Below are 18,712 nucleotides of genomic sequence, written 5' to 3'. Positions count from 1 at the left end.
TCCGAATCCTTGATAATGAGGACCTCCGAGGCCTCCCGCCGGCGCGCCCATGCGCGCGGGGCGGCCGTGGACGGAACCGAAAGCCCCGCCATGAGCCCGAACGACACGCCCCCGCCCGATCTCGACCCCGAAGGCGAGGGCAAGGACGACCGCCACTTCGTCACCGCCCTGGCGCGCGGGCTGGAGGTGCTCGCCTGCTTCAAGCGGGGCGAGACCTTCCTCGCCAATCACGAGATCGCCGATCGCTGCAAGCTGCCGCGCTCCACCGTATCGCGCCTCACTTACACGCTGACCAAGCTCGGCTATCTCCATTTCGTGGAGGAGGTGGGCAAGTATCGCCTCGGCACCCAGCTCATGGCGCTGAGCACGGTGGCGCTGGGGGGGCTGGAGGTGCGCCAGATCGCCCGGCCCGCCATGCGCGAACTGGCCAATTTCTCCAACGCCACGGTCGGCCTTGCGGTGCGCGACCACCTCTCCATGCGCTATGTGGAGTGCCTGCGGGGCCCCGCCGCCATCTCGCTCAACATCGATGTGGGCGTGCGCATGTCCATGGTGCGCTCGTCCATCGGCCGCGCCTACATCTCCGCCCTCACCGAGGCCGAGCGGGTGCCGCTGTTCGAGGAGATCAAGATGCTCGACCCGCTCGCCTGGCCCCCGGTGCGCGCGGATCTGGAAAAGGCGATGGAGGACCACGCGCGGCTCGGCTGCTGCTGCTCCTTCGGCGACTGGCAGGAGAGCGTCAGTGCCATCGCGGTGGGCTTCCGCCCCGGCGGCGGGTTGCCGCCCATGGCCATCAATTGCGGCGCCCCCACCGTCATTTCCGAACCCAGGTTCCTGCTCGACGAGGTGCGCCCGCGCCTGATCGAGATGGTGCGCCGCCTCGACGGCGTGATGGGCGCCTGACGCCTCTTCCCGGAGCCCCTTGCCCATGAGTGAAGCCGTGTCCGACCGTGACGCCCTCGATCTGCCCCTCGCCGGCGTGCGCGTGCTCGACCTGTCGCGCATCCTGGCCGGGCCATGGTGCGCCATGGTGCTCGGCGACCTCGGGGCGGACGTCGTCAAGGTCGAACACCCCGTACGCGGCGACGACACCCGCGACTGGGGCTTGAGGACCGGCGCCACCAACACCTCCTATTTCGACAGCGTGAACCGCAACAAGCGCTCCATCGGCATCGACCTCGCGACGGCGGAGGGGCTCGCCCTGGTGAAGGCGCTGGCGCGGGAGGCGGATGTGGTGGTGCAGAACTTCAAGACCGGCGGCGCCGAAAAGCTCGGTCTCGGCTATGCCGACCTGTCGGCGGAAAACCCGCGCCTCATCTATTGCTCCATCGCCGGCTACGCGCCCGACGGCGCGGAGGCCACCCGGCCGGGTTACGACCTGGTGGTGCAGGGCGAGGCGGGCCTGATGGCCCTCAATGGCGAAGCCAGCCAGCCACCGCTGAAGTTCGGCGTGGCGGCAGTGGATCTCTTCACCGGCCAATATGCCGCCCAGGCCGTGCTAGCGGCCCTCTACCAGCGCGAACGCACCGGGCGCGGCCGCAAGGTGGAGCTGGCGCTGTTCGACTGCGGCCTGACCCTCACCAGTTATTACGGCCTCGAAGCCCTGGCGGAAGCCAAGGACCCGCCCCGCTATGGCAATGCCCACCCCTCCATCGTGCCTTACGGCGTGTTCCGCGCCGCCGATGGGCCGCTGGTGCTCACCGTCGGCAACAACGCCCAGTTCAAGCGCTTCTGCGAGGCCATCATCGACCGCCCGGACCTGCCGGCCGACCCGCGCTTCGCCACCAATCTGGAGCGCTCGCGCAACCGCGCGGCGCTGCTGCCGATCCTGGAGGCGGAGCTGCTGAAGCGTCGCCGCGCCGACCTGCTCGCCGCCCTCAAGGCTGCGGATATCCCCTCTGGGGAAGTGCTGGGCCTGCTCGAAGCCCTCTCCTCCCCGCGCGCGGCCGAGACCGGCATGGTGGTGCGCCGTCCCGCCGAGACCGGCGCGGACCGGAACCTGCTCGGCCCGCCCTATCGCCTTGACGGGCATCGCGTACCGGTCCGCCGCATGCCCCCGCCCCTCGCCGCGGATACGGCCGAGGTTCTCACCCGGGAGCTGAACCGCTCGCCAGAGGAGATGGCGGACCTCGCGCAGCGCGCCATCGTGCGCTGAGACCAGGGGCCGCTGAGACGCAACAAAAAGGGCCGCCGAGACGGTCGGCGCCCGCCGCTCACAGCCGTTCGCGGACCCAGGCCACATCCTCGCGGATGACGCGGGCGGGCGTGCCGGCGCTCAGGGTGCGCGGGGGAAGGGAGCGCGTGAGCGTGGACCGCGCCGCGACGATGCAGCCCTCGCCCACCTCCACGCCCTTGTAGATGCGCACATCCTCGGCGATCCACACATCGTCGCCGATACGGATGTCGCGCGCCGGATTGAGCCGCTCCCGCGTCTTGGCGTCGATGATCGAATGGGAATCGGAGGTGCGCATCCGCACGTCGGACAGCAGGCAGCGGGCGCCGATGGTCACCTTGCGCCCCTCCACCGCCATGATCTTGCCCGCCGCGGTGAAGACCGTGTCCGGGCCGATCTCGATGCTCCCGCCCTCCTCCACCGCGAGAAAGGTGGACATGCGCGTTCCCGCGCCGATGCGGATGACGCAGCCGCCGCTCATGAAACGGATCTGCGCATGACGGAAGGTGACGCCGGCGCCGATGACGAGGTGCGATCCTGCCCCCTCGAACGTCATGTTCACGTCGGCATCGGGCGGCGGCATCGTGCCCTCGAAGCTGTTGCCCGCCTCAACGAACCGCCTCAAAGCCTCAGCAAAGGTCATGGCGTCTCGCCCGCCGTGTGCCGCGCGGCCCACCGACCGCGCTGCGGTGGCAGTCTAAGGAACGGCCTTGGAAGTGCAATCGAAAGCCGGGCTGGCGCCGGCCTCCCCTCGCGCCGGGGCCGGGGATCCGCGCGGCGCCCCTAAGACCTATCGCCGCGCCTGAGCCGGCTGCCATGGCCGTGCCATTCAAGGGGGTGATAAAGGGGCCTTAAGTTTCGACTCGCGCCTGCGATCGCCGGACCCGCGTCCCGGTCGTGGCGCGGCCCGCGCGAAAGCTGAACGAAACCGGCACCGCTTATGCCCTTAGGGCAGACGGGCCGGGGTCGCGCGGCGATCGCCGGAACGGTCCCGCCCCGCGGTCTCCGCCGCAGACATCCGATCCCGCGCCAAGATCCAGCGTCATGACAACGATCACCGCAACCCTGCTGCTTCTGCTCGGCGTCGTCCTCAGCGGCTCCATCAGCCGAGCCCTGCCAATCCCCGTGCCCCTGCCCTTGGTGCAGATCGCGCTCGGCTTCGCCATCACCGCCGTCGCCGACCTCGGCGTCGACCTGAATCCGGACATCTTCTTCCTTCTGTTCCTGCCGCCGCTCCTCTTTCTTGACGGCTGGCGCATCCCTAAAGAGGGGTTACTGAAGGACAAGGGCACCATCCTGGAGCTGGCCTTCGGGCTCGTGGTGTTCACGGTCCTGGGGCTCGGGCTGTTCATCAACTGGATGATCCCGGCGGTTCCGCTGGCGGTGGCCTTCGCCATCGCCGCCATCCTCTCCCCCACCGATCCCATCGCCGTGTCGGCGATCGCCGCCCGCGTGCCCATCCCGAAACGGTTGATGCACATTCTGGAGGGCGAGTCGCTGCTCAATGATGCTTCGGGCCTCGTGTGTATGCGGTTCGCCGTGGCGGCGGCGCTCACCGGCAGCTTCTCTGTGGTGGAAGCCACCGGCACCTTCGTCTGGCTCGCGGCGGGTGGCATCGCCATCGGCGTGGCGGTGACGCTCGGCGTGACCCAGGCCAAGAACTGGCTGACCCACCGGCTGGGTGAGGAAACCGGGTCGCAGGTGCTCATCAGCCTGCTGATCCCGTTCGCGGCCTATCTGCTCGCCGAGCATCTTCACTGCTCCGGCATCCTGGCCGCGGTGGCGGCGGGCATCACCATGAGCTACGCGGAGCAGACCGGCCAGGCGCTCGCCATCACGCGGGTGCAGCGCACCGCCGTCTGGGACATGGTGCAGTTCGCCGCCAACGGCATCATCTTCGTGCTGCTGGGCGAGCAATTGCCCTCCATCATCGCCGGCGCGGCGCGGGTGGTGCGCGAGGCGGGCCACCACGAGCCGGTCTGGCTGCTCATCTATGTGCTTGCCATCAACGTGGCGCTGGCGGCCTTGCGCTTCGCCTGGGCCTGGGTCTCCCTCGACTTCACGCTCTTTCGCGCCGCCCGGCGCGGCCACCATATGGAGCGGCCGAGCTGGCGGCTGGTGGCGGTGACGGCGCTTGCCGGCGTGCGTGGCGCCATCACCCTCGCCGGCGTCTTGACCCTGCCCATCTTCATGAACGACGGCTCCTTCTTCCCGGCGCGGGACCTCGCGATCTTCCTCGCGGCCGGGGTCATCATCGTCTCCCTCCTGGCGGCGAGCATCACGCTGCCCGTGTTGCTGAAGGGCCTGAAGCTGCCGCCCGAACCGACCCACAGGAAGGAAGAGGAGTGGGCCCGCGCCGGTGCCGCCGAGGCCGCCATCAAGGCCATCGAGCAGGCCCAGCACCAATTGGCCGAAGGCCGGCGCGATGCCGACCTCTACATCGAGATGGGCGCCCGGCTGATGGAGGTCTACCGCCGCAGGATCGACGGCCACGCCCGCGTCGGCGCCGACGGCGAGCGCTTTCGCCAGGCCGAGAGCATCGAGCAGGAGCTGCGCCTCGCCGGCCTGCAGGCCGAACGCCGGGAGTTCTATCGGCGCGGGCGGCTCAACGAACTATCCGATGAAATGGTGCGCAAGCTGGTGCGCGAGATCGACCTTCAGGAAACCCGCCTGCTGTCCGACTGAGGACCACCGCGCCCTCAGTCCTCAGCTCTCCGCCGGCGGATCGGCGGCGCGGGAGACCGCCACCAGGTGATCGGCCATCCAGCGGGTGGCCGGGCCGAGCGCGTCACGCGTGCGGTGCACCACGCACATGGGCAGGGACAGGCCCCCCGCCCGACCGTCCCAATCCTCGGGCACGATGCGCACCAGATCGCCCTTGGCCAGATCCGCCGCCACCATGTGGCGCGGCATGGAGCCGAAGCCGAGGCCCGCCCGCAGCATGGCCAGCTTGGCGCCCAGATCGCCGATACGCCACGTCTGGGTCGCATGCACGCCGCGATCGGGCGCGCCGGGGCCGGAGCGCTCGGTGAGCACCAATTGCACATGGTCGCGCAGCTCCGCCGCCGGCACCGGCCCGGTCCGCGCCGCCAGCGGATGGGACGGCGCCACCACCAGCGCCAGTTCCACACCCAGCAGAGGCCGGCGCGTCAGCACCGCCGTATCGGTGGCGGACGCGACAACGATGCCGAGGGCGCAGCTCCCGTCGATCACGAGCTGCGCCGACCGCGACAGGGTTTCCACATAAAGCCGGGTCTGCACCGTGGGGAAATGGGCACGAAAGCCCTTCAGCGCTTCCAGCAGCACCGCCATGGGGAACATGGCGTCCACCACCAGGGACAGTTCCGCCTCCAGCCCGCCGGCAATGCCCCGCGCCTCCATGCGCAGGGCCCCCACCGCCTCGGCGATGCGCCGGGCTCGCGGCAGCAGCGCGCGGCCCGCCTCGTTCAACACCGGGCGATAGCCGTCGCGGTCGAACATCGCCATGCCGCACTGCTCCTCGAGCCGCTGCACGGCATAGGTGACGGCGGACTGGGCGCGGTTCATGGCCCGCGCCGCCGCCGAGAAGCTGCCCGTCTCCACCACCGTGAGAAACACCTGCACCTGATCGAGGGTCAGTCCATCCATATCTTCATCGATTTTTCAGATGATAATTGCCGAATGTTTCTCAGTTTTTTTCGAGGCAGGGAAGACCCATATTCCGCTCATGCAAACGGCGCCCCACGCCGACACGCAAGAAAGGGACATCGCCATGTCCACCCCCCACGGGTCTTTCAGCGCCGGAACCACCACCGCCACGGCCGACCGCAGATGGCCCACCCTGTTCCTTGCCCATGGCGGCGGACCCTGGCCCTTCATGGCCCCTTCGGCCGACCCCGCCGCCCGGTGGGACGGCCTTGGCCAGTACCTCAAGGGCCTGGACGCCGCCCTCGGCGGACGGCCGAAGGCGGTTCTGGTGATCTCCGGCCATTGGGAAGAAAGCCGGCCGACGGTGAACACCGCACCCCACCCCGGCATGCTGTTCGACTATTACGGCTTCCCCGCCGACACCTACCGCCTGAGCTATCCCGCTCCGGGCTCGCCAACATTGGCGGCGCGGGTGCGCGGCCTGCTGGAAGGGGCGGGGATCGCCACCGGCGAGGACGATGCCCGCGGCTACGACCATGGCGTGTTCATCCCGTTCATGCTCGTCTATCCCGCGGCCGACGTGCCCTTGGTGCAACTGTCGTTGCAACGGGAGCTCGATCCCAAGGCGCATCTGGCCCTCGGCCGGGCCCTGGCCCCGCTGCGGGACGAAGGGGTGCTCATCGTCGGCAGCGGCATGAGCTTCCATAACCTGCGCGCCTTCTACAGCCCCGATCCGCGCGTCGCCGCCGCCTCCGAGGCGTTCGACGCCTGGCTGACCGATGCGGTGGAGGACAAGGACCCGGCCGCCCGCGAGGCCAAGCTCGCGGCCTGGGCCTCGGCCCCCGCCGCCCTCGCCGCCCATCCGCGCAGCGAGCATCTGGTGCCGCTGTTCGTGGCGGCCGGCGCGGCCGGTGCCGACATCGGCCGGCGCACCTTCCACGATCACATCTTCGGCAAGGCCTATTCCGGCTTCCAGTTCGGCTGAACGCTCAACCGGTCCACCTTCCGCGTCCCTGTCGGCGAGCAGGGCGCAGGCTGCCCCCGCCCTCGCCGGCTTCAATAGGATATCATCATGCTCTCGAACGACTTCTTCGATGTCTGGCGCCCCCGCGTCCTGTCGGTGCTGCGGATCGCGGCGGCGCTCATGTTCCTGGCCCATGGCACGGCCAAGCTGTTCGCCTTCCCGCAGGTGGCCATGTTCGCCAACCTCCAGCTGTTCTCCCTGTTCGGCCTTGCCGGCGCGATCGAGCTGCTGGGCGGCGTGCTGCTGGCGCTCGGGCTGTTCACCCGGCCGGTCGCCTTCATCCTCTCCGGTCAGATGGCGGTGGCCTATTTCCTGATCCACGCCCCGCAGAACTTCTTCCCGATCTTGAACGGCGGCGAGCTGGCCGCGCTCTACAGCTTCGTGTTCCTGTATTTCGCGGTGGCCGGCGGCGGTGCCTGGAGCCTCGACGCCCTGCGCAAGGCGGCCTGAACGGACCGCCGCGCCTCCCGGTCACCGACACCGACAAGCAAAAAGCCGCCCCGATAACACGGGGCGGCTCTCGCGCGTTCAGACACCGGAGGCGCGCCGGCTCACATCACCCGCCGCTCCGTCCACGCATTTCTTCACGCGGACCGGGCTCCAATCCGCTTGAAAAGGCCCTGGTGTCAGGCCGTGCGGAACATCATGTCGATGCGGGTCTCGCTGGCGCGGCGGATGTGGACGCGGGCCACCTCTTCCGCCTGCTCCGGCGCGCGGGCGGAGATCGCATCGAGGATGGCCCGATGCTCCGCCAGCGCCGACGGAGAGCGCCCCTCGGCCTCGAAGGTGGTGCCGGGCAGCAGGGTCAGCGCATCGGAGAGCTGTGCCAGGGCCTGCGACAGATAGCGGTTGCGCGCCGCCTCGTAGATCGCCTGGTGGAACAGGCGATTGCACCGGGCGGTCTCGCTCGGGTCGTCGAGCACGTCGGCGCTCTGGTCGAGCAGGTCGACCATGGCCTTAACCTCCGATGGCGAGGCGTATTGGGCGGCAAGGGCAGCGGCCGCCCCTTCCAGCACCGCGCGCAGGAAATAGATTTCCCGCACCTGCTGCATGCTGAACTGCGCCACGGCGAGGCCGCGGCCGGGCACCAGCTCCAGCAGGCCGTCTGCGGTGATGCGCCGTATGGCTTCCCGGATGGGGGTCCGGCTAACCTTGAAATGCTCGGCGAGGTCGGCCTCTCGCAGCCGCTGGCCCGGCTGGAACTCTCCCGACCGGATCGCATCGCGAATGCGCTGGTAGGCGTATTCCGCACGGGAAAGGTTGCTATCAGAAGGCTCGTCCATGGTCCTCTGCGCCGTCTGCCGAACGGCCGGCGACGTTCCGCCACCGGCGTCAGCCGTATTCTGTCGTATACTTCGTCTCTTCGCCGGCTGCACCATCGCTGTGCGTCCCAGTGGCAGCCGCGCGCTCTTGTCGCGGCTGCCTGGGGTCCCGGCGTCACCCGTGCGGACGAACCGCCACGATGGTGCGCCCGCGCACATGGCCCGCCAGGATGTCCCCGGCGAGGGCCGGCAGCGCCTCTAGCTCCACCTCATGGGTCACCAAGGCGAAATCCGCTTCGGTGAGCAGGGTGGCGAGGCGCTCCCAGGCCGCGAGCCGCCGCGCCGTGGGACAATTCACCGAATCGACCCCCAGCAGCGCGACATTGCGCAGGATGAACGGAAACACGGTGGTGGCAAGCTCGGAACTTGCCGCAAGGCCGCAGGCGGCCACCGCGCCACCGTAAGCGGTCGCCGCCAGCACATTGGCGAGAATCGCCCCGCCGGCCGTATCCACGGCGCCGGCCCAGCGCTCCCCCGCCAGCGGCTTGCCGGGGCTGGCGTAATCCGCCCGATCGACGATCGCGCTGGCGCCGAGGCCGGTCAGGAAATCCGCTTCGCCGCGCCGCCCGGTCAGGGCGCTGACCTTGTAGCCGAGGCGCGACAGCACCCGCACCGCCACCGAGCCCACACCACCGGCGGCGCCGGTCACCAACACATCGCCGCCGGGCGTGATCCCGTAGCGCTCCAGCGCATCCGCGCACAGCATGGCGGTGAGGCCGGCGGTGCCGATGGCCATGGCCTGCCGGGTGGAAAGCCCCACCGGCAGCTTCACCAGCCATTCGCCCTTCACCCTGGCCCGCTCGGCGAAGCCACCGGACCAGGATTCGCCCACGCCCCAGCCGGTGAGCACCACCTTGTCGCCCGCCTTGAACCCGGCATTGTCGCTCGCCCGCACGGTGCCGGCGAAATCGATGCCGGGGACCATGGGGAAGGTCCGAAGGATGCGCCCGAGCCCCTTCAGTGCCAGCCCGTCCTTGTAGTTGAACGAGGAATATTCCACGTCCACGGTGACATCGCCGGCCGGCAGATCCGCCTCGGTGATCTGCTCCAGGGCGATCGCCTGCCCGCTCTCGGTCTTGCGCGCCAGCAGTGCGCGAAATGCTTCGCTTGTCATGCGACGTTCCCTCCCCTGCCTCATTTGCGGCGGAAGATTCAAAGCCCCGCCGGCATCAGCCCGCCCGAGCGCCTTCCGAAGCGGAGCGGAACCCGTTTCGCGCGGAGACATGCGAGACCGCGACGGACTGGAGCGGACGTCGCACACATCAGGGCGAAGCCCCGCTCCGGCCTTGCCTAGTGCGGCCGGCGCGCCGGCACAAGCCCTGCGCGGGGTCACGGCGCCCGCCGCTCGCGACGGCTTTCGCCCCACCGCCTCCCGGCGTTATAGGTGCGGCGCGCTCCGGCGCGTGAAGGCCAATACGAGGATCAGCCATGCTTGCCGATGTCACCTATCCCAGCGTCCAGCTCCATATCGACGGGGTCTGGCGCGATGCCGAGGGCCGGCGCAGCATCCCGGTTCTGAACCCGGCGACGGAAGAGGAGATCGGCGCCGTCGCCCACGCCTCCCGCGCCGATCTCGACGAAGCCCTGGCCGCCACCACCCGCGGTTTCGACCTGTGGCGGAAAACGTCCGCCTACGACCGCTCCAAGCTCATGCGGCGCGCCGCCGACATCGTGCGCGAGCGGGCCGGCTCGATCGCCCGGCTGATGACGCTGGAACAGGGCAAGCCCCTGGCCGAAGCCCGCGCCGAGACCCTGGCCGCCGCCGACATCATCGACTGGTTCGCGGAAGAAGGCCGTCGCGCCTACGGCCGCGTCATCCCGGCCCGCGCGCCGGGGGTCTACCAACTGGTCATCAAGGAGCCGGTGGGTCCGGTGGCCGCCTTCACCCCCTGGAATTTCCCCCTCAACCAGGTGGTGCGCAAGCTCTGCGGCGCGCTGGCGGCGGGCTGCTCCATCATCGTGAAGGCGCCGGAAGAGACCCCCGCCTCCCCGGCTGAGCTGATCCGCGCGTTCGTGGATGCCGGCGTGCCGGCGGGCGTCATCGGCCTCGTCTACGGGGTGCCGGCCGAGATCAGCGCATACCTCATCGCCCATCCGGTCATCCGCAAGATCACCTTCACCGGCTCTACCCCGGTGGGCAAGCAGCTCGCCGCGCTCGCCGGCACGCACATGAAGCGCGCCACCATGGAGCTGGGCGGCCATTCCCCCGTGATCGTGTTCGACGACGCCGACGTGCAGGCGGCGGCCAGGCAGATCGCGGCGGCGAAGTTCCGCAATGCGGGGCAGGTCTGCGTTTCCCCCACCCGCTATCTGATTCAGGAGAAGGTGTACAACGAGTTCGTGGACGCGTTCGTGGCCGTGGCCAAGCAGGTGAAGGTCGGCAACGGCCTCGACCCCGACACCACCATGGGCCCGCTCGCCAACGAACGGCGCATCCCCGCCATGGAGGCGCTCATCGCCGACGCACGCCAGAGAGGCGCTGAAGTCGCCACCGGTGGCGCGCGCATCGGCAACAAGGGCTATTTCTTCGAGCCCACCGTGGTGACCGGCGTCACCCGCGACATGCGGATGACGAACGAGGAGCCGTTCGGCCCGCTGGCCATGATGCTGCCGTTCTCCGACTTCGACGAGGCCATCGCCGAAGCCAACCGCCTGCCCTACGGCCTCGCCTCCTACGCCTTCACCCGCTCCGCCAAGACCGCCAACGCCGTGGCGAACGCAGTCGAGGCCGGCATGATGACCATCAACCACCTCGGCCTTAGCCTGCCGGAGGTGCCGTTCGGCGGCGTGAAGGATTCCGGCTACGGCTCGGAGGGCGGTTCCGAGGCCATCGAGGCCTATCTGAACCCGAAGTTCGTGTCCCAGGCCGGGGTGTGAGCGCCCAGGCGATCGCCTGAAACGCGGAACGGCGGCCCCAGGGGCCGCCGTTCGTCTTGATGCAGCTATGGCCGGGACAGCCGCGCCGGAGCTCAACCGTCCAGCCGGTCCGTCTCCGGGGCGATGCCCTTGGTGGTGGGGACGCCGTCATCCATGGGGGCCAGATAATCCACCACCATCTGCCGGTAACGGGGCATGCCCTTGTACTCGGCCAGGGCCGGATGCAGATCGCGCAGCACCCGGTGCAGGCGGCGGCGCCACTTGGGCACCTTCACCAGGTCGTTCACCGAGGTCAGGTAGCAGCGGATGCCGAACAGGATGGCGTTGGAGCGCGGCAGCCGGAACAGCGTCTGCAGCTCCACCCGCAGATGCACCTTGTCGCCCACGTTCTCGGGGGTGACCGTGGTCCGGTCCGGCCCCCACACCGGATAGTTCTCCGGCGAGGTGTCGAGGCGCGGGTTGATGGTCATGGTCCAGTTGAGGCGCCGCACCGGCTGGCCGCACTGCAGCCGCAGCAGATACTTGAGGGCGCGCTCGAAAACGCCCTTCTCGTTGGCCAGCGGCACCGGCCCGTGCCACTCCATGAAACTCATGCCGATGTTGAACTCGAACGACCAGTCGGCCTGGGTCGTGACCATGCCGCCGTCCACATAGAGCATGTCCTCGCGCTGGTCCTGGAGCGTGAAATCACCCTGCACCTGGCGCGTGATGTACTCGAACGGCCCGTAGGGCAGGGTTTCCACCTTGCCGAAGGTGAAGGTCTGGTGGAGGCCCAGCGGACGGTTCACCCAGGTCCACACATCCCCCGCCTTCGACAGCGAGAAATGCTCGGGATAGTCCACCGCCAGGCTCTCCATGATGAGCTCCAGCGCGTCCCATTCGGCGGTGAGCATGTGGGGCAACACCTGGCAGCGCTTGGGGTCTTCCTTCAGCACCCGCTCGCGCTCGCGGCACTCGGCCACATAATGCTCGTCGATGTCGAACGCCGCATTGAAGGCGGCCGTGGGGCCACCCTTCACATGCGGCTCGATGTTCACCGAGTACATGTACTCGTCCTCGGGGAACGGGAACGGAAAGCGCAGGATGTCTTCCGCCGATTTCTTGTAGGTGAAGGTATCGCGGAAGGTTTCAGTGGGCTTGAACTGGACGGTCATCGTCTTCCCTCCACGGCTCAAAGATCAAGAACGAGGCGTGGTCCGCGGGCGCGGGACACACACAGCATGATGAGCTTGCCAGCGGCCTTTTCCTCCGCGGAGAGGAAATCGTCGCGGTGGTCCACCTCGCCCTCTTCGACAGCGGTGGCGCACTGGCCACAGGCGCCGCCCCGGCACAGGCAGGAGGCGGCGACACCGGCCGCCTCGATGGCGTCGAGCAGGGTCTCGTTCTCCTTGACCTCCACCTCGAGCCCCGAGCGCTTCAGCACCGCCTTGAACGGCAGACCACCGGTGGCGCCACCGAAGCTTTCCTTGTGCACCTTGCCCGCGGGCCAGCCGAGCGCGAGCGCGGTCGAGGTCACCGCATCCATCAGGGCGTGCGGGCCGCACACATAGACGTGGGTGCCGAGCGGCTGGCGCGCCAGCAGGCCGGCGAGGTCGAATGCCGCGCGACCGCCGGTGTGGATGTGGATCTCCGCGTCGTCGCCGAAGGGCGCCAGCAGCCGGTCGAACACCGGAGCCTCGTCCACCGACGAGAGCTGGTGCATCTCGCAGCGCCCGCCGCGCGCCTTCAGCTCCCCGAGGAAGGAGAGCATGGGCGTGATGCCGATGCCGCCGCCGATCAGCAGGTGCTTCTTCGCCGTGGAGGCCAGCGAGAACAGGCAGGAGGGCATTGCCATGTCCAACACGTCGCCGGTCGCGACCTTGGCGTGCAGGAAGGCGGAGCCGCCGCGCGACTGGGCCACCTTGCGCACGATGATCTCATAGCGCGTGCGCTGCGCCGGCGCGGACACCAGCGAATAGGCGTTCTTCATCACCCTGCCGCCGTCGCGCAGGGTGAGCATCACATGCCCGCCCGCCGGAGCGGTGGGAAACTCGCCGCCATGGGCCGGCTCGAAGGAAAAGCGCTTGAGGGTGGGCGCAAGCTCGGTGATCTCGCGCACGCGCACGCTGAGGGTTCCGGCGGCGGTCATTTATAGAGCTCCTCGGCTTGCGGCACCTCACCGGGGGCCTCGGCGTCCACCTGCACGCCCATGTAGGCGGCGAGGCGCTTGGAGAAATGGTCACGCACGAACAACGCGGCGCCGCAGCCCTTGCAGGTGACGATGGAGGTGGTGACCCCCTCCATCATGGTGCGACAATGGACACAATAGATGCGTCGAGCCTTGGGACCGGCATGGGCAAACTGCATCTCCTGCCGCGACAGGCCGGCGGCGGAGGCGATGTTGAACGCGTCCCACAGGAACGGCTCGGTGCCGATGGCATAGAGGCGCAGGCCCATGGTCTCGCGGTCGAGCCGCTCCTCCAACGCCGACAGCAGGTGCTGCGTGGAGCGGAAAGGCCGCACGGCTCCCGGCGCCTCGTCCATCATGGGCGCCGCGGGCAGCGCGCTGGCATGCGCCACGGTCCAGGTCTCGAAGGCGGAGGGATCGCCCCCCTCCGCCATCGCCTCGCTGGGAATGCCCGCCCCTTCGACCAGCAGAAGCTGATAGCGGGCGGCTTTGTCGCCCGCGATCTTGCTGTAGGTCGGTTTACTCTTGATCCCTTGGTCGCTCATCTCTTTCCCGTTCAGTAGACTGCGATGGAATGGGCGACGATGACAACCACCGCGCCCAGGAGGAGCGCCAGGTAGGGCAGCAGCCCGGCGCGGGTTCCAGAGCCTTCCTCGGCCTTCAGGTGCATGTCTTCCAGCATGGCCGCCGGGAACTGGCCCTTGTCGGTCACATAGTGACGATAGATGAACACCGGCAGGATGAGGGCGGCACACACGAGGCCCGTCACCAGCGTGCCCGCGCCCCAGATATCGGCACCCATGCCGAGCAGGAACATGTTCACATAGGCGAGAACCGCGCCGGTCCCGAGCAGCCAGGTGGGCGCCTTGAACGGACGCTCCCAGTTGGGACGGTCGATGCGGTGAATCCAGGCCGCGTTGAGGTTGAGGAAGTTGAACAGGATGTAGCAGCAGTTCGAGATGGCGAGCACGAACACATAGTCGGACATCAGCAGCAGGATGAGATTGAAGCTCAGGTCCGTCCACATGGCGCGGGTGGGGGCGCCGTTCTCGTTCACATGGGAGAGATACTTGGGCAGCCAGCCATCCACCGACGCCTGATAGAGGGTGCGGGACGAGCCGGCCATGGAGGTGATGATCGCCAGCATGAGGGCGAAGATCAGCATCACCACGATGACATTGTGCACCACCGGGCCGCCCTTGAGCATGCCCGCCATGGCACTGGCTACGCCCATGCCCGAATAGATGTCGGCGGAGAGGATGCCGTCATAGACCGCCGGCGTCACCACGGCGCCCTGCGCATCGAGCACCGCCGGCGTCACCAGCTGGCCCAGACCCAGCACGCCCTGAAACGCGATCGGCACCAGCGTGAACACGAAGATGCACAGAAGGCCGGAATAGAGGATGGCCTTGAAGGTGTCGGTGGCCGGATTCCTGAACTCGCGCGTGTAGCAGACCGCGGTCTCGAAGCCGTAGGTGGACCATGCGGCGATGAACAGGCCGCCCGCCATCAGGGTCACGCCCGCCATATCCCATTGGCCGGCGATCACATGGCCCGCCTCGTCCTTGGCGAGCGGCGCGAACGGGCCGAGATTGGCAAGCAGCACGTCACCGGTCAAAAGCGGCACGAGGCCGATCAGGACCAGCGGCAGCAGCGCCGCGACGCCCAGGATCACCTGCACCCGCGCGGTCTGGCTGATGCCGCGATGCTGGATGGCGAATGCCACCAGCAGCAGCGCGGCGCCCAGGAAGAAGGTGGCGTTGACGCGCAGCGCCAGGCCGGCCTTCAGCCAGCCGAGATCAACCAGCGTGAGCGACCAGGTGTTGATAGCGGAATCCGCGGGGAACAGGATAGAGAGCACATAGCCCGCGGCCAGGCCCGAGCCGATGGACAGCACCGGCGACCAGGCAAGCCAGTTGCACCATACCGAGAACGGCGCCAGCAGCTTGGAATAGCGCACCCAGGCAATGGCGCCATAGACTGAGGCTCCGCCTGACTTATGCGGGAACAGGCCCGCGATCTCCGCATAGGTGAAGGCCTGGAGGAAGCCGAACATGATGGACACGATCCACACCACCCAGGCCGGCGCGCCGACGGTGGCGCCGATGGCCCCGATGGAGAACAGGACGAGCGCCGGGACGCCACTGGCGATCCAGAATGCCCCGGTCCAACTGATCTTTCGGTGAAGCGCGCCCGCCGCTGGGGCAGACGCTGCTTCATTAAGCGCTGCGATGCTCATGGTTTGACCCCTCTTTATGGAGGAGAGTTTCTCCATAAGAAAATTTCTTGTCAATCACGATGTACATCTGACCTTGAGTAAGATCGAGCGGAATTTTTGCCCATTTGTCAGCCTATTTTGAAGGCATGCAGTCCATTTGATGCGCAGCGATGTAGGGCAGTGAAGCTGACGCAGATGTTCCCTGCATCAATACTGCTCACCTCAGCCCAAACAGCAACCATAGCATGTAGCGTATGCGCTAAAGGTTGAGGTGAGGGAGCAGACTGCGGCGTGAGCCGCGGACCTTGAAGCTGGACATCCGCGGAAGCCGGCATCGCCCTGCAGGCGCCCGCCGCGCGCTCAGATCCACATGCGGCGGATCCACATGCGGCAGGTCCGGCTCCGGATCGCCCGCAACGCCCAAGGCCCGCCGGGCGGGAACGCGACTTGCAGCCCCATTCCCGCGATGGAACCAGCGCCTGGCGGCGCTGGACTTTGTATATTTCTCCTCAAGAAAAGTAATTGACACATAATGGGTGTCCTTTCAGGATGCGCGCCACAGGCGGGGGCGAAGGCCTGACGGCCACCCCTGTCGGGATCCACAACCGGGCCATCGGGCCGGCGGTGCGTGCAAATAAGGGGACACGAATGACTGAAAGCGTCTGGCGCCAATCGATTCTCAACGAGCGTCACCGCGCGCTCGGCTCGAAGCTTGAGGAATCGTGGAACAACATGGCGCTTCCCCAGCACTACGCCACCTGCCCCTATGAGGAGACGGCGGCGGTGCGCTATCGGGCCGGCCTCTTCGACGTGTCGGCGCTCAAGATCATCAATGTGAGCGGCAAGGACGCCCTCGCCTTCCTCAATGAACTTGTCACCGCCGACCTCGCCAAGGTGCCCGCCGGCCGCTCCATGATCGCCTCGATCGTGAACGAAGAGGGCGGCCTCATCGACGACGTGCTCGTCTATGTGGACGGGCCGGAGAACTTCCGCCTGTCCCATGGCGGCGGCGCGCTGGAAGAAGCCCTGCCGGTGGTCGCGAAGGGCTTCGACGTCTCCTTCGAGCGGGACGACGACATCCACATTCTCTCGCTCCAGGGGCCCAAGGCGCTCGACATCCTCAGCCCCCACACCCCCATGGACCTGAAGGCCCTGCCCTATTTCGGGCACGGCAAGACCACCTTGTTCGGCGTGCCGGTCTCGCTCGCCCGCGGCGGCTATTCGGCCGAGCGCGGCTATGAGGCTTTCTGCGCCGCCAAGGATGCGGTCGGCTTGTGGGACAAGATCCTGGAAGCCGGCCAGCCGTTCGGCATCATGCCCGTGTCGTGGGACTGCCTCGACATCGTGCGGGTGGAAGGCGCCCTGTTGTTCTTCCCGTTCGACATGCCCCATCCCGACACGACCCCCTGGGAGATCCTCATGGACTGGTCGGTGGACCTGTCCAAGCCGTCCTTCCGCGGCAAGGAGGCCCTCATCAAGCGCAAGGGCACCGAGCGCACCCACCAGGCCGGCCTCGACGTGCTCGCCCCCAAGGCGGTCACGCCCGGCTCCAAGATCTTCAAGGATGGAGCGGAAGTGGGCGTGGTGAACTCGGTCACCTACAGCCAGCACCTCATGAAGTCCCTGGCCCTCGTCTCGCTGAAACCGGAACTTACCGCGCTCGGCACCGCCTTCACCATCAAGGACGGCGACGAGACCTTCGAGGCCAATGTGGTGCGCACCCCCTTCTACGACCCCATGCGCCTGCGCACCCACCCGCTGGACGAGCGCGCCTGAGGCGCTCCCATCTCCTTCCGGGGCGGCGCGACGTGCCGCCCCGGACGGCCCGATCTGGCTCTTGCGCGGGCAGATCACTGTTCAAAATTTCAGCACCGTGCCCACAGAACAATATTGATTTCAGGGCTGGCTCTGATTTTATTAATGCAATGAGTTGGCGGCTAGGGTTCCGGCCTCTGAAGAGGCGCTGGTCCGAGAGCTGCTACCCGAGCGGGAGACATCCGCTTGGGCACGGCGGGGCAAAATCCCGGGAGACCTCAGTGGCCAGGAATTGGCATCACTAAAGGTCTCGCCAATTCCAGGTCTCGATTGGAACGCTCGTCAGCAAGACGCGCATCGTACCACGAGGGGAATTGGCGATGTCAGGCAAATACCACATCAAGACCGTCCTCAAGGCCGGCGCGCTGGCGCTCGGTGTGCTCGCGGCGACCCTGCCGCTGACGGCGCAAAGCGCATTCGCCGCGCCGAAGAAGGACTTCAAGCTCGCCTGGACCATCTATGTGGGCTGGATGCCCTGGGGCTATGCCAAGGACGCCGGCATCGTCAAGAAATGGGCCGACAAATACGGCATCAACATCGATGTCGTTCAGGTGAACGACTATGCCGAATCCATCAATCAATACACGGTGGGCGGCTTTGACGCCTTGACCGTCACCAACATGGACGCCCTCTCCACCCCGGCGGTGGGCGGTGTGGACACCAGCGCCGTCATCATCGGCGACTTCTCCAACGGCAACGACGCGGTGATCCTGAAGGACAAGGACAAGCTCGCCGACATCAAGGGCCAGAAGGTGAATCTGGTCGAGTTCTCGGTCTCCCACTATCTCCTCGCCCGCGCGCTGGCCTCCATCAGCCTCGCGGAGAAGGACGTGAAGGTGGTCTCCACCTCCGACGCCGACATGGCGAGCGCCTGGAAGACGCCGGACGTGACCTCGGTCGTCACCTGGAACCCCATTGTCTCCGAGATCCTGGCCGATCCCAAGGCGCACAAGGTGTTCGATTCGTCCCAGATCCCCGGCGAGATCATGGACCTGACCGTGGTGAATACGCAGACGCTGAAGGACAATCCCGCCTTCGCCAAGGCGCTGGCCGGCATCTGGTATGAGACCCTCGCGCTCATGACCGCCGATACGCCGGCGGGCAAGGCGGCCCGCGAAGCCATGGGCAAGGCCTCCGGCACCGACCTTGCCGGCTTCGAGGCCCAGATGGCCGCCACCAAGCTGTTCGCCAAGCCGGCCGAGGCCGCCGCCTTCGCCCGCTCGCCGGAAGTGGGCGCAACCATGGACAAGGTGCGCAACTTCCTGTTCACCCACGGCCTGCTCGGCAATGGCGCCCCGTCCGCGGACGTGGTCGGCATCGCGCTCGCCGACGGCAAGGTGCTGGGCGACAAGGCCAATGTGAAGTTCCGCTTCATCGACACCTACATGTCGGACGCCGCCGCCGGCAAGCTGTGAGCATCGGCCGGGTCGGGGTTCCCCGGCCCGGCGCCTCCCCGCACATCCCCGCGGCACCGGTTCCACCGGCGCAG

16 protein-coding genes and 1 riboswitch are annotated in these 18,712 nt (G+C 67.7%); of the genes, 8 read left to right on the top strand and 8 right to left on the bottom strand.

The genetic code is table 11. From position 1 onward, the window contains the following. The first annotated feature begins 15 nt into the window (after positions 1-15). Both HUW53_RS04915 and HUW53_RS04910 read left to right on the top strand, forming a co-directional pair. Positions 16-903 carry an IclR family transcriptional regulator gene (locus HUW53_RS04915; RefSeq protein WP_237344642.1) on the top strand — a complete coding sequence of 296 codons (888 nt, stop codon included), beginning with the start codon at positions 16-18 and terminating at the stop codon, positions 901-903. Positions 904-928: 25 nt separating this feature from the next. After that, the gene (locus tag HUW53_RS04910; protein ID WP_237344641.1) at positions 929-2,155 is read left to right on the top strand and encodes a CaiB/BaiF CoA transferase family protein; all 1,227 of its coding nucleotides are present in this window, start codon (positions 929-931) and stop codon (positions 2,153-2,155) included. A gap of 58 nt (positions 2,156-2,213) precedes the next feature. Here HUW53_RS04910 and HUW53_RS04905 read toward each other — a convergent pair whose 3' ends face one another. Then, positions 2,214-2,816, bottom strand: coding sequence for an acyltransferase (locus HUW53_RS04905; RefSeq protein WP_237344640.1), 603 nt, complete (start codon positions 2,814-2,816; stop codon positions 2,214-2,216). Between the two features lie 401 nt (positions 2,817-3,217). Between HUW53_RS04905 and HUW53_RS04900 the strand changes: the two genes are divergently transcribed. Then, positions 3,218-4,858, top strand: a complete 1,641-nt coding sequence (locus tag HUW53_RS04900; protein ID WP_237344639.1) for a Na+/H+ antiporter — start codon at positions 3,218-3,220, stop codon at positions 4,856-4,858. Between the two features lie 21 nt (positions 4,859-4,879). Here HUW53_RS04900 and HUW53_RS04895 read toward each other — a convergent pair whose 3' ends face one another. Then, positions 4,880-5,800: a LysR family transcriptional regulator gene (locus HUW53_RS04895; RefSeq protein ID WP_237344638.1), complete on the bottom strand. Its 921-nt coding sequence runs from the start codon at positions 5,798-5,800 to the stop codon at positions 4,880-4,882. Between the two features lie 124 nt (positions 5,801-5,924). On the opposite strand from HUW53_RS04895, the gene HUW53_RS04890 reads away from it, so the two are divergent. Both HUW53_RS04890 and HUW53_RS04885 read left to right on the top strand, forming a co-directional pair. Continuing rightward, positions 5,925-6,785: a DODA-type extradiol aromatic ring-opening family dioxygenase gene (locus HUW53_RS04890; RefSeq protein WP_237344637.1), complete on the top strand. Its 861-nt coding sequence runs from the start codon at positions 5,925-5,927 to the stop codon at positions 6,783-6,785. Between the two features lie 87 nt (positions 6,786-6,872). After that, complete coding sequence (locus tag HUW53_RS04885) at positions 6,873-7,274, top strand: DoxX family protein (RefSeq protein WP_237344636.1); 402 nt, start codon at positions 6,873-6,875, stop codon at positions 7,272-7,274. A 176-nt stretch (positions 7,275-7,450) separates the two neighbouring features. Here HUW53_RS04885 and HUW53_RS04880 read toward each other — a convergent pair whose 3' ends face one another. Both HUW53_RS04880 and HUW53_RS04875 read right to left on the bottom strand, forming a co-directional pair. Further along, positions 7,451-8,107, bottom strand: coding sequence for a GntR family transcriptional regulator (locus tag HUW53_RS04880; protein WP_237344635.1), 657 nt, complete (start codon positions 8,105-8,107; stop codon positions 7,451-7,453). 154 nt (positions 8,108-8,261) lie between these two features. After that, positions 8,262-9,260 carry an MDR family oxidoreductase gene (locus HUW53_RS04875; protein ID WP_237344634.1) on the bottom strand — a complete coding sequence of 333 codons (999 nt, stop codon included), beginning with the start codon at positions 9,258-9,260 and terminating at the stop codon, positions 8,262-8,264. 314 nt (positions 9,261-9,574) lie between these two features. Between HUW53_RS04875 and HUW53_RS04870 the strand changes: the two genes are divergently transcribed. Next, entirely contained in the window at positions 9,575-11,023 is a 1,449-nt protein-coding gene (locus HUW53_RS04870; RefSeq protein WP_237344633.1) for an NAD-dependent succinate-semialdehyde dehydrogenase, read from the top strand. A 92-nt stretch (positions 11,024-11,115) separates the two neighbouring features. On the opposite strand, the gene HUW53_RS04865 is transcribed toward HUW53_RS04870, so the two are convergent. The 4 genes from HUW53_RS04865 to HUW53_RS04850 are packed head-to-tail and all read right to left on the bottom strand — an operon-like array spanning position 11,116 to position 15,429. Then, entirely contained in the window at positions 11,116-12,177 is a 1,062-nt protein-coding gene (locus HUW53_RS04865; RefSeq protein ID WP_237344632.1) for a heme-dependent oxidative N-demethylase family protein, read from the bottom strand. A gap of 17 nt (positions 12,178-12,194) precedes the next feature. Further along, on the bottom strand, positions 12,195-13,151 hold the full coding sequence (locus HUW53_RS04860; protein ID WP_237344631.1) for a PDR/VanB family oxidoreductase: 957 nt from the start codon (positions 13,149-13,151) through the stop codon (positions 12,195-12,197). Beyond that, positions 13,148-13,735 (bottom strand): dimethylamine monooxygenase subunit DmmA family protein, encoded by a 588-nt coding sequence (locus tag HUW53_RS04855; protein WP_237344630.1) that lies wholly within the window; start codon positions 13,733-13,735, stop codon positions 13,148-13,150. Before HUW53_RS04855 ends, HUW53_RS04860 begins: the two co-directional genes overlap by 4 nt. 11 nt (positions 13,736-13,746) lie before the next feature. Continuing rightward, positions 13,747-15,429, bottom strand: a complete 1,683-nt coding sequence (locus HUW53_RS04850) for an APC family permease (RefSeq protein WP_237344629.1) — start codon at positions 15,427-15,429, stop codon at positions 13,747-13,749. A gap of 627 nt (positions 15,430-16,056) precedes the next feature. Between HUW53_RS04850 and HUW53_RS04845 the strand changes: the two genes are divergently transcribed. Both HUW53_RS04845 and HUW53_RS04840 read left to right on the top strand, forming a co-directional pair. Beyond that, entirely contained in the window at positions 16,057-17,184 is a 1,128-nt protein-coding gene (locus HUW53_RS04845; RefSeq protein WP_237344628.1) for an aminomethyl transferase family protein, read from the top strand. A 150-nt stretch (positions 17,185-17,334) separates the two neighbouring features. Continuing rightward, positions 17,335-17,440, top strand: a riboswitch (guanidine-I (ykkC/yxkD leader). A 103-nt stretch (positions 17,441-17,543) separates the two neighbouring features. Beyond that, a complete protein-coding gene (locus HUW53_RS04840; protein ID WP_237344627.1) occupies positions 17,544-18,638 on the top strand; it encodes a putative urea ABC transporter substrate-binding protein in 1,095 nt (364 codons plus the stop codon). Positions 18,639-18,712 lie beyond the last annotated feature (74 nt).

This window comes from Xanthobacter agilis (genome assembly GCF_021730435.1).
In the GTDB taxonomy this organism is placed as follows: domain Bacteria; phylum Pseudomonadota; class Alphaproteobacteria; order Rhizobiales; family Xanthobacteraceae; genus Xanthobacter; species Xanthobacter agilis.
The sequence above is the reverse complement of the archived record's forward strand: the minus strand, read 5'-3'. Positions and strand labels throughout refer to the sequence as shown.

What these genes read in the sequence shown, in the direction of transcription:
- HUW53_RS04915 (WP_237344642.1), top strand. Translation starts at nt 16, where the DNA reads ATGAGGACCTCCGAGGCCTCCCGCCGGCGCGCCCATGCGCGCGGGGCG.
- HUW53_RS04910 (WP_237344641.1), top strand. Translation starts at nt 929, where the DNA reads ATGAGTGAAGCCGTGTCCGACCGTGACGCCCTCGATCTGCCCCTCGCC.
- HUW53_RS04905 (WP_237344640.1), bottom strand. Translation starts at nt 2,816, where the DNA reads ATGACCTTTGCTGAGGCTTTGAGGCGGTTCGTTGAGGCGGGCAACAGC.
- HUW53_RS04900 (WP_237344639.1), top strand. Translation starts at nt 3,218, where the DNA reads ATGACAACGATCACCGCAACCCTGCTGCTTCTGCTCGGCGTCGTCCTC.
- HUW53_RS04895 (WP_237344638.1), bottom strand. Translation starts at nt 5,800, where the DNA reads ATGGATGGACTGACCCTCGATCAGGTGCAGGTGTTTCTCACGGTGGTG.
- HUW53_RS04890 (WP_237344637.1), top strand. Translation starts at nt 5,925, where the DNA reads ATGTCCACCCCCCACGGGTCTTTCAGCGCCGGAACCACCACCGCCACG.
- HUW53_RS04885 (WP_237344636.1), top strand. Translation starts at nt 6,873, where the DNA reads ATGCTCTCGAACGACTTCTTCGATGTCTGGCGCCCCCGCGTCCTGTCG.
- HUW53_RS04880 (WP_237344635.1), bottom strand. Translation starts at nt 8,107, where the DNA reads ATGGACGAGCCTTCTGATAGCAACCTTTCCCGTGCGGAATACGCCTAC.
- HUW53_RS04875 (WP_237344634.1), bottom strand. Translation starts at nt 9,260, where the DNA reads ATGACAAGCGAAGCATTTCGCGCACTGCTGGCGCGCAAGACCGAGAGC.
- HUW53_RS04870 (WP_237344633.1), top strand. Translation starts at nt 9,575, where the DNA reads ATGCTTGCCGATGTCACCTATCCCAGCGTCCAGCTCCATATCGACGGG.
- HUW53_RS04865 (WP_237344632.1), bottom strand. Translation starts at nt 12,177, where the DNA reads ATGACCGTCCAGTTCAAGCCCACTGAAACCTTCCGCGATACCTTCACC.
- HUW53_RS04860 (WP_237344631.1), bottom strand. Translation starts at nt 13,151, where the DNA reads ATGACCGCCGCCGGAACCCTCAGCGTGCGCGTGCGCGAGATCACCGAG.
- HUW53_RS04855 (WP_237344630.1), bottom strand. Translation starts at nt 13,735, where the DNA reads ATGAGCGACCAAGGGATCAAGAGTAAACCGACCTACAGCAAGATCGCG.
- HUW53_RS04850 (WP_237344629.1), bottom strand. Translation starts at nt 15,429, where the DNA reads ATGAGCATCGCAGCGCTTAATGAAGCAGCGTCTGCCCCAGCGGCGGGC.
- HUW53_RS04845 (WP_237344628.1), top strand. Translation starts at nt 16,057, where the DNA reads ATGACTGAAAGCGTCTGGCGCCAATCGATTCTCAACGAGCGTCACCGC.
- HUW53_RS04840 (WP_237344627.1), top strand. Translation starts at nt 17,544, where the DNA reads ATGTCAGGCAAATACCACATCAAGACCGTCCTCAAGGCCGGCGCGCTG.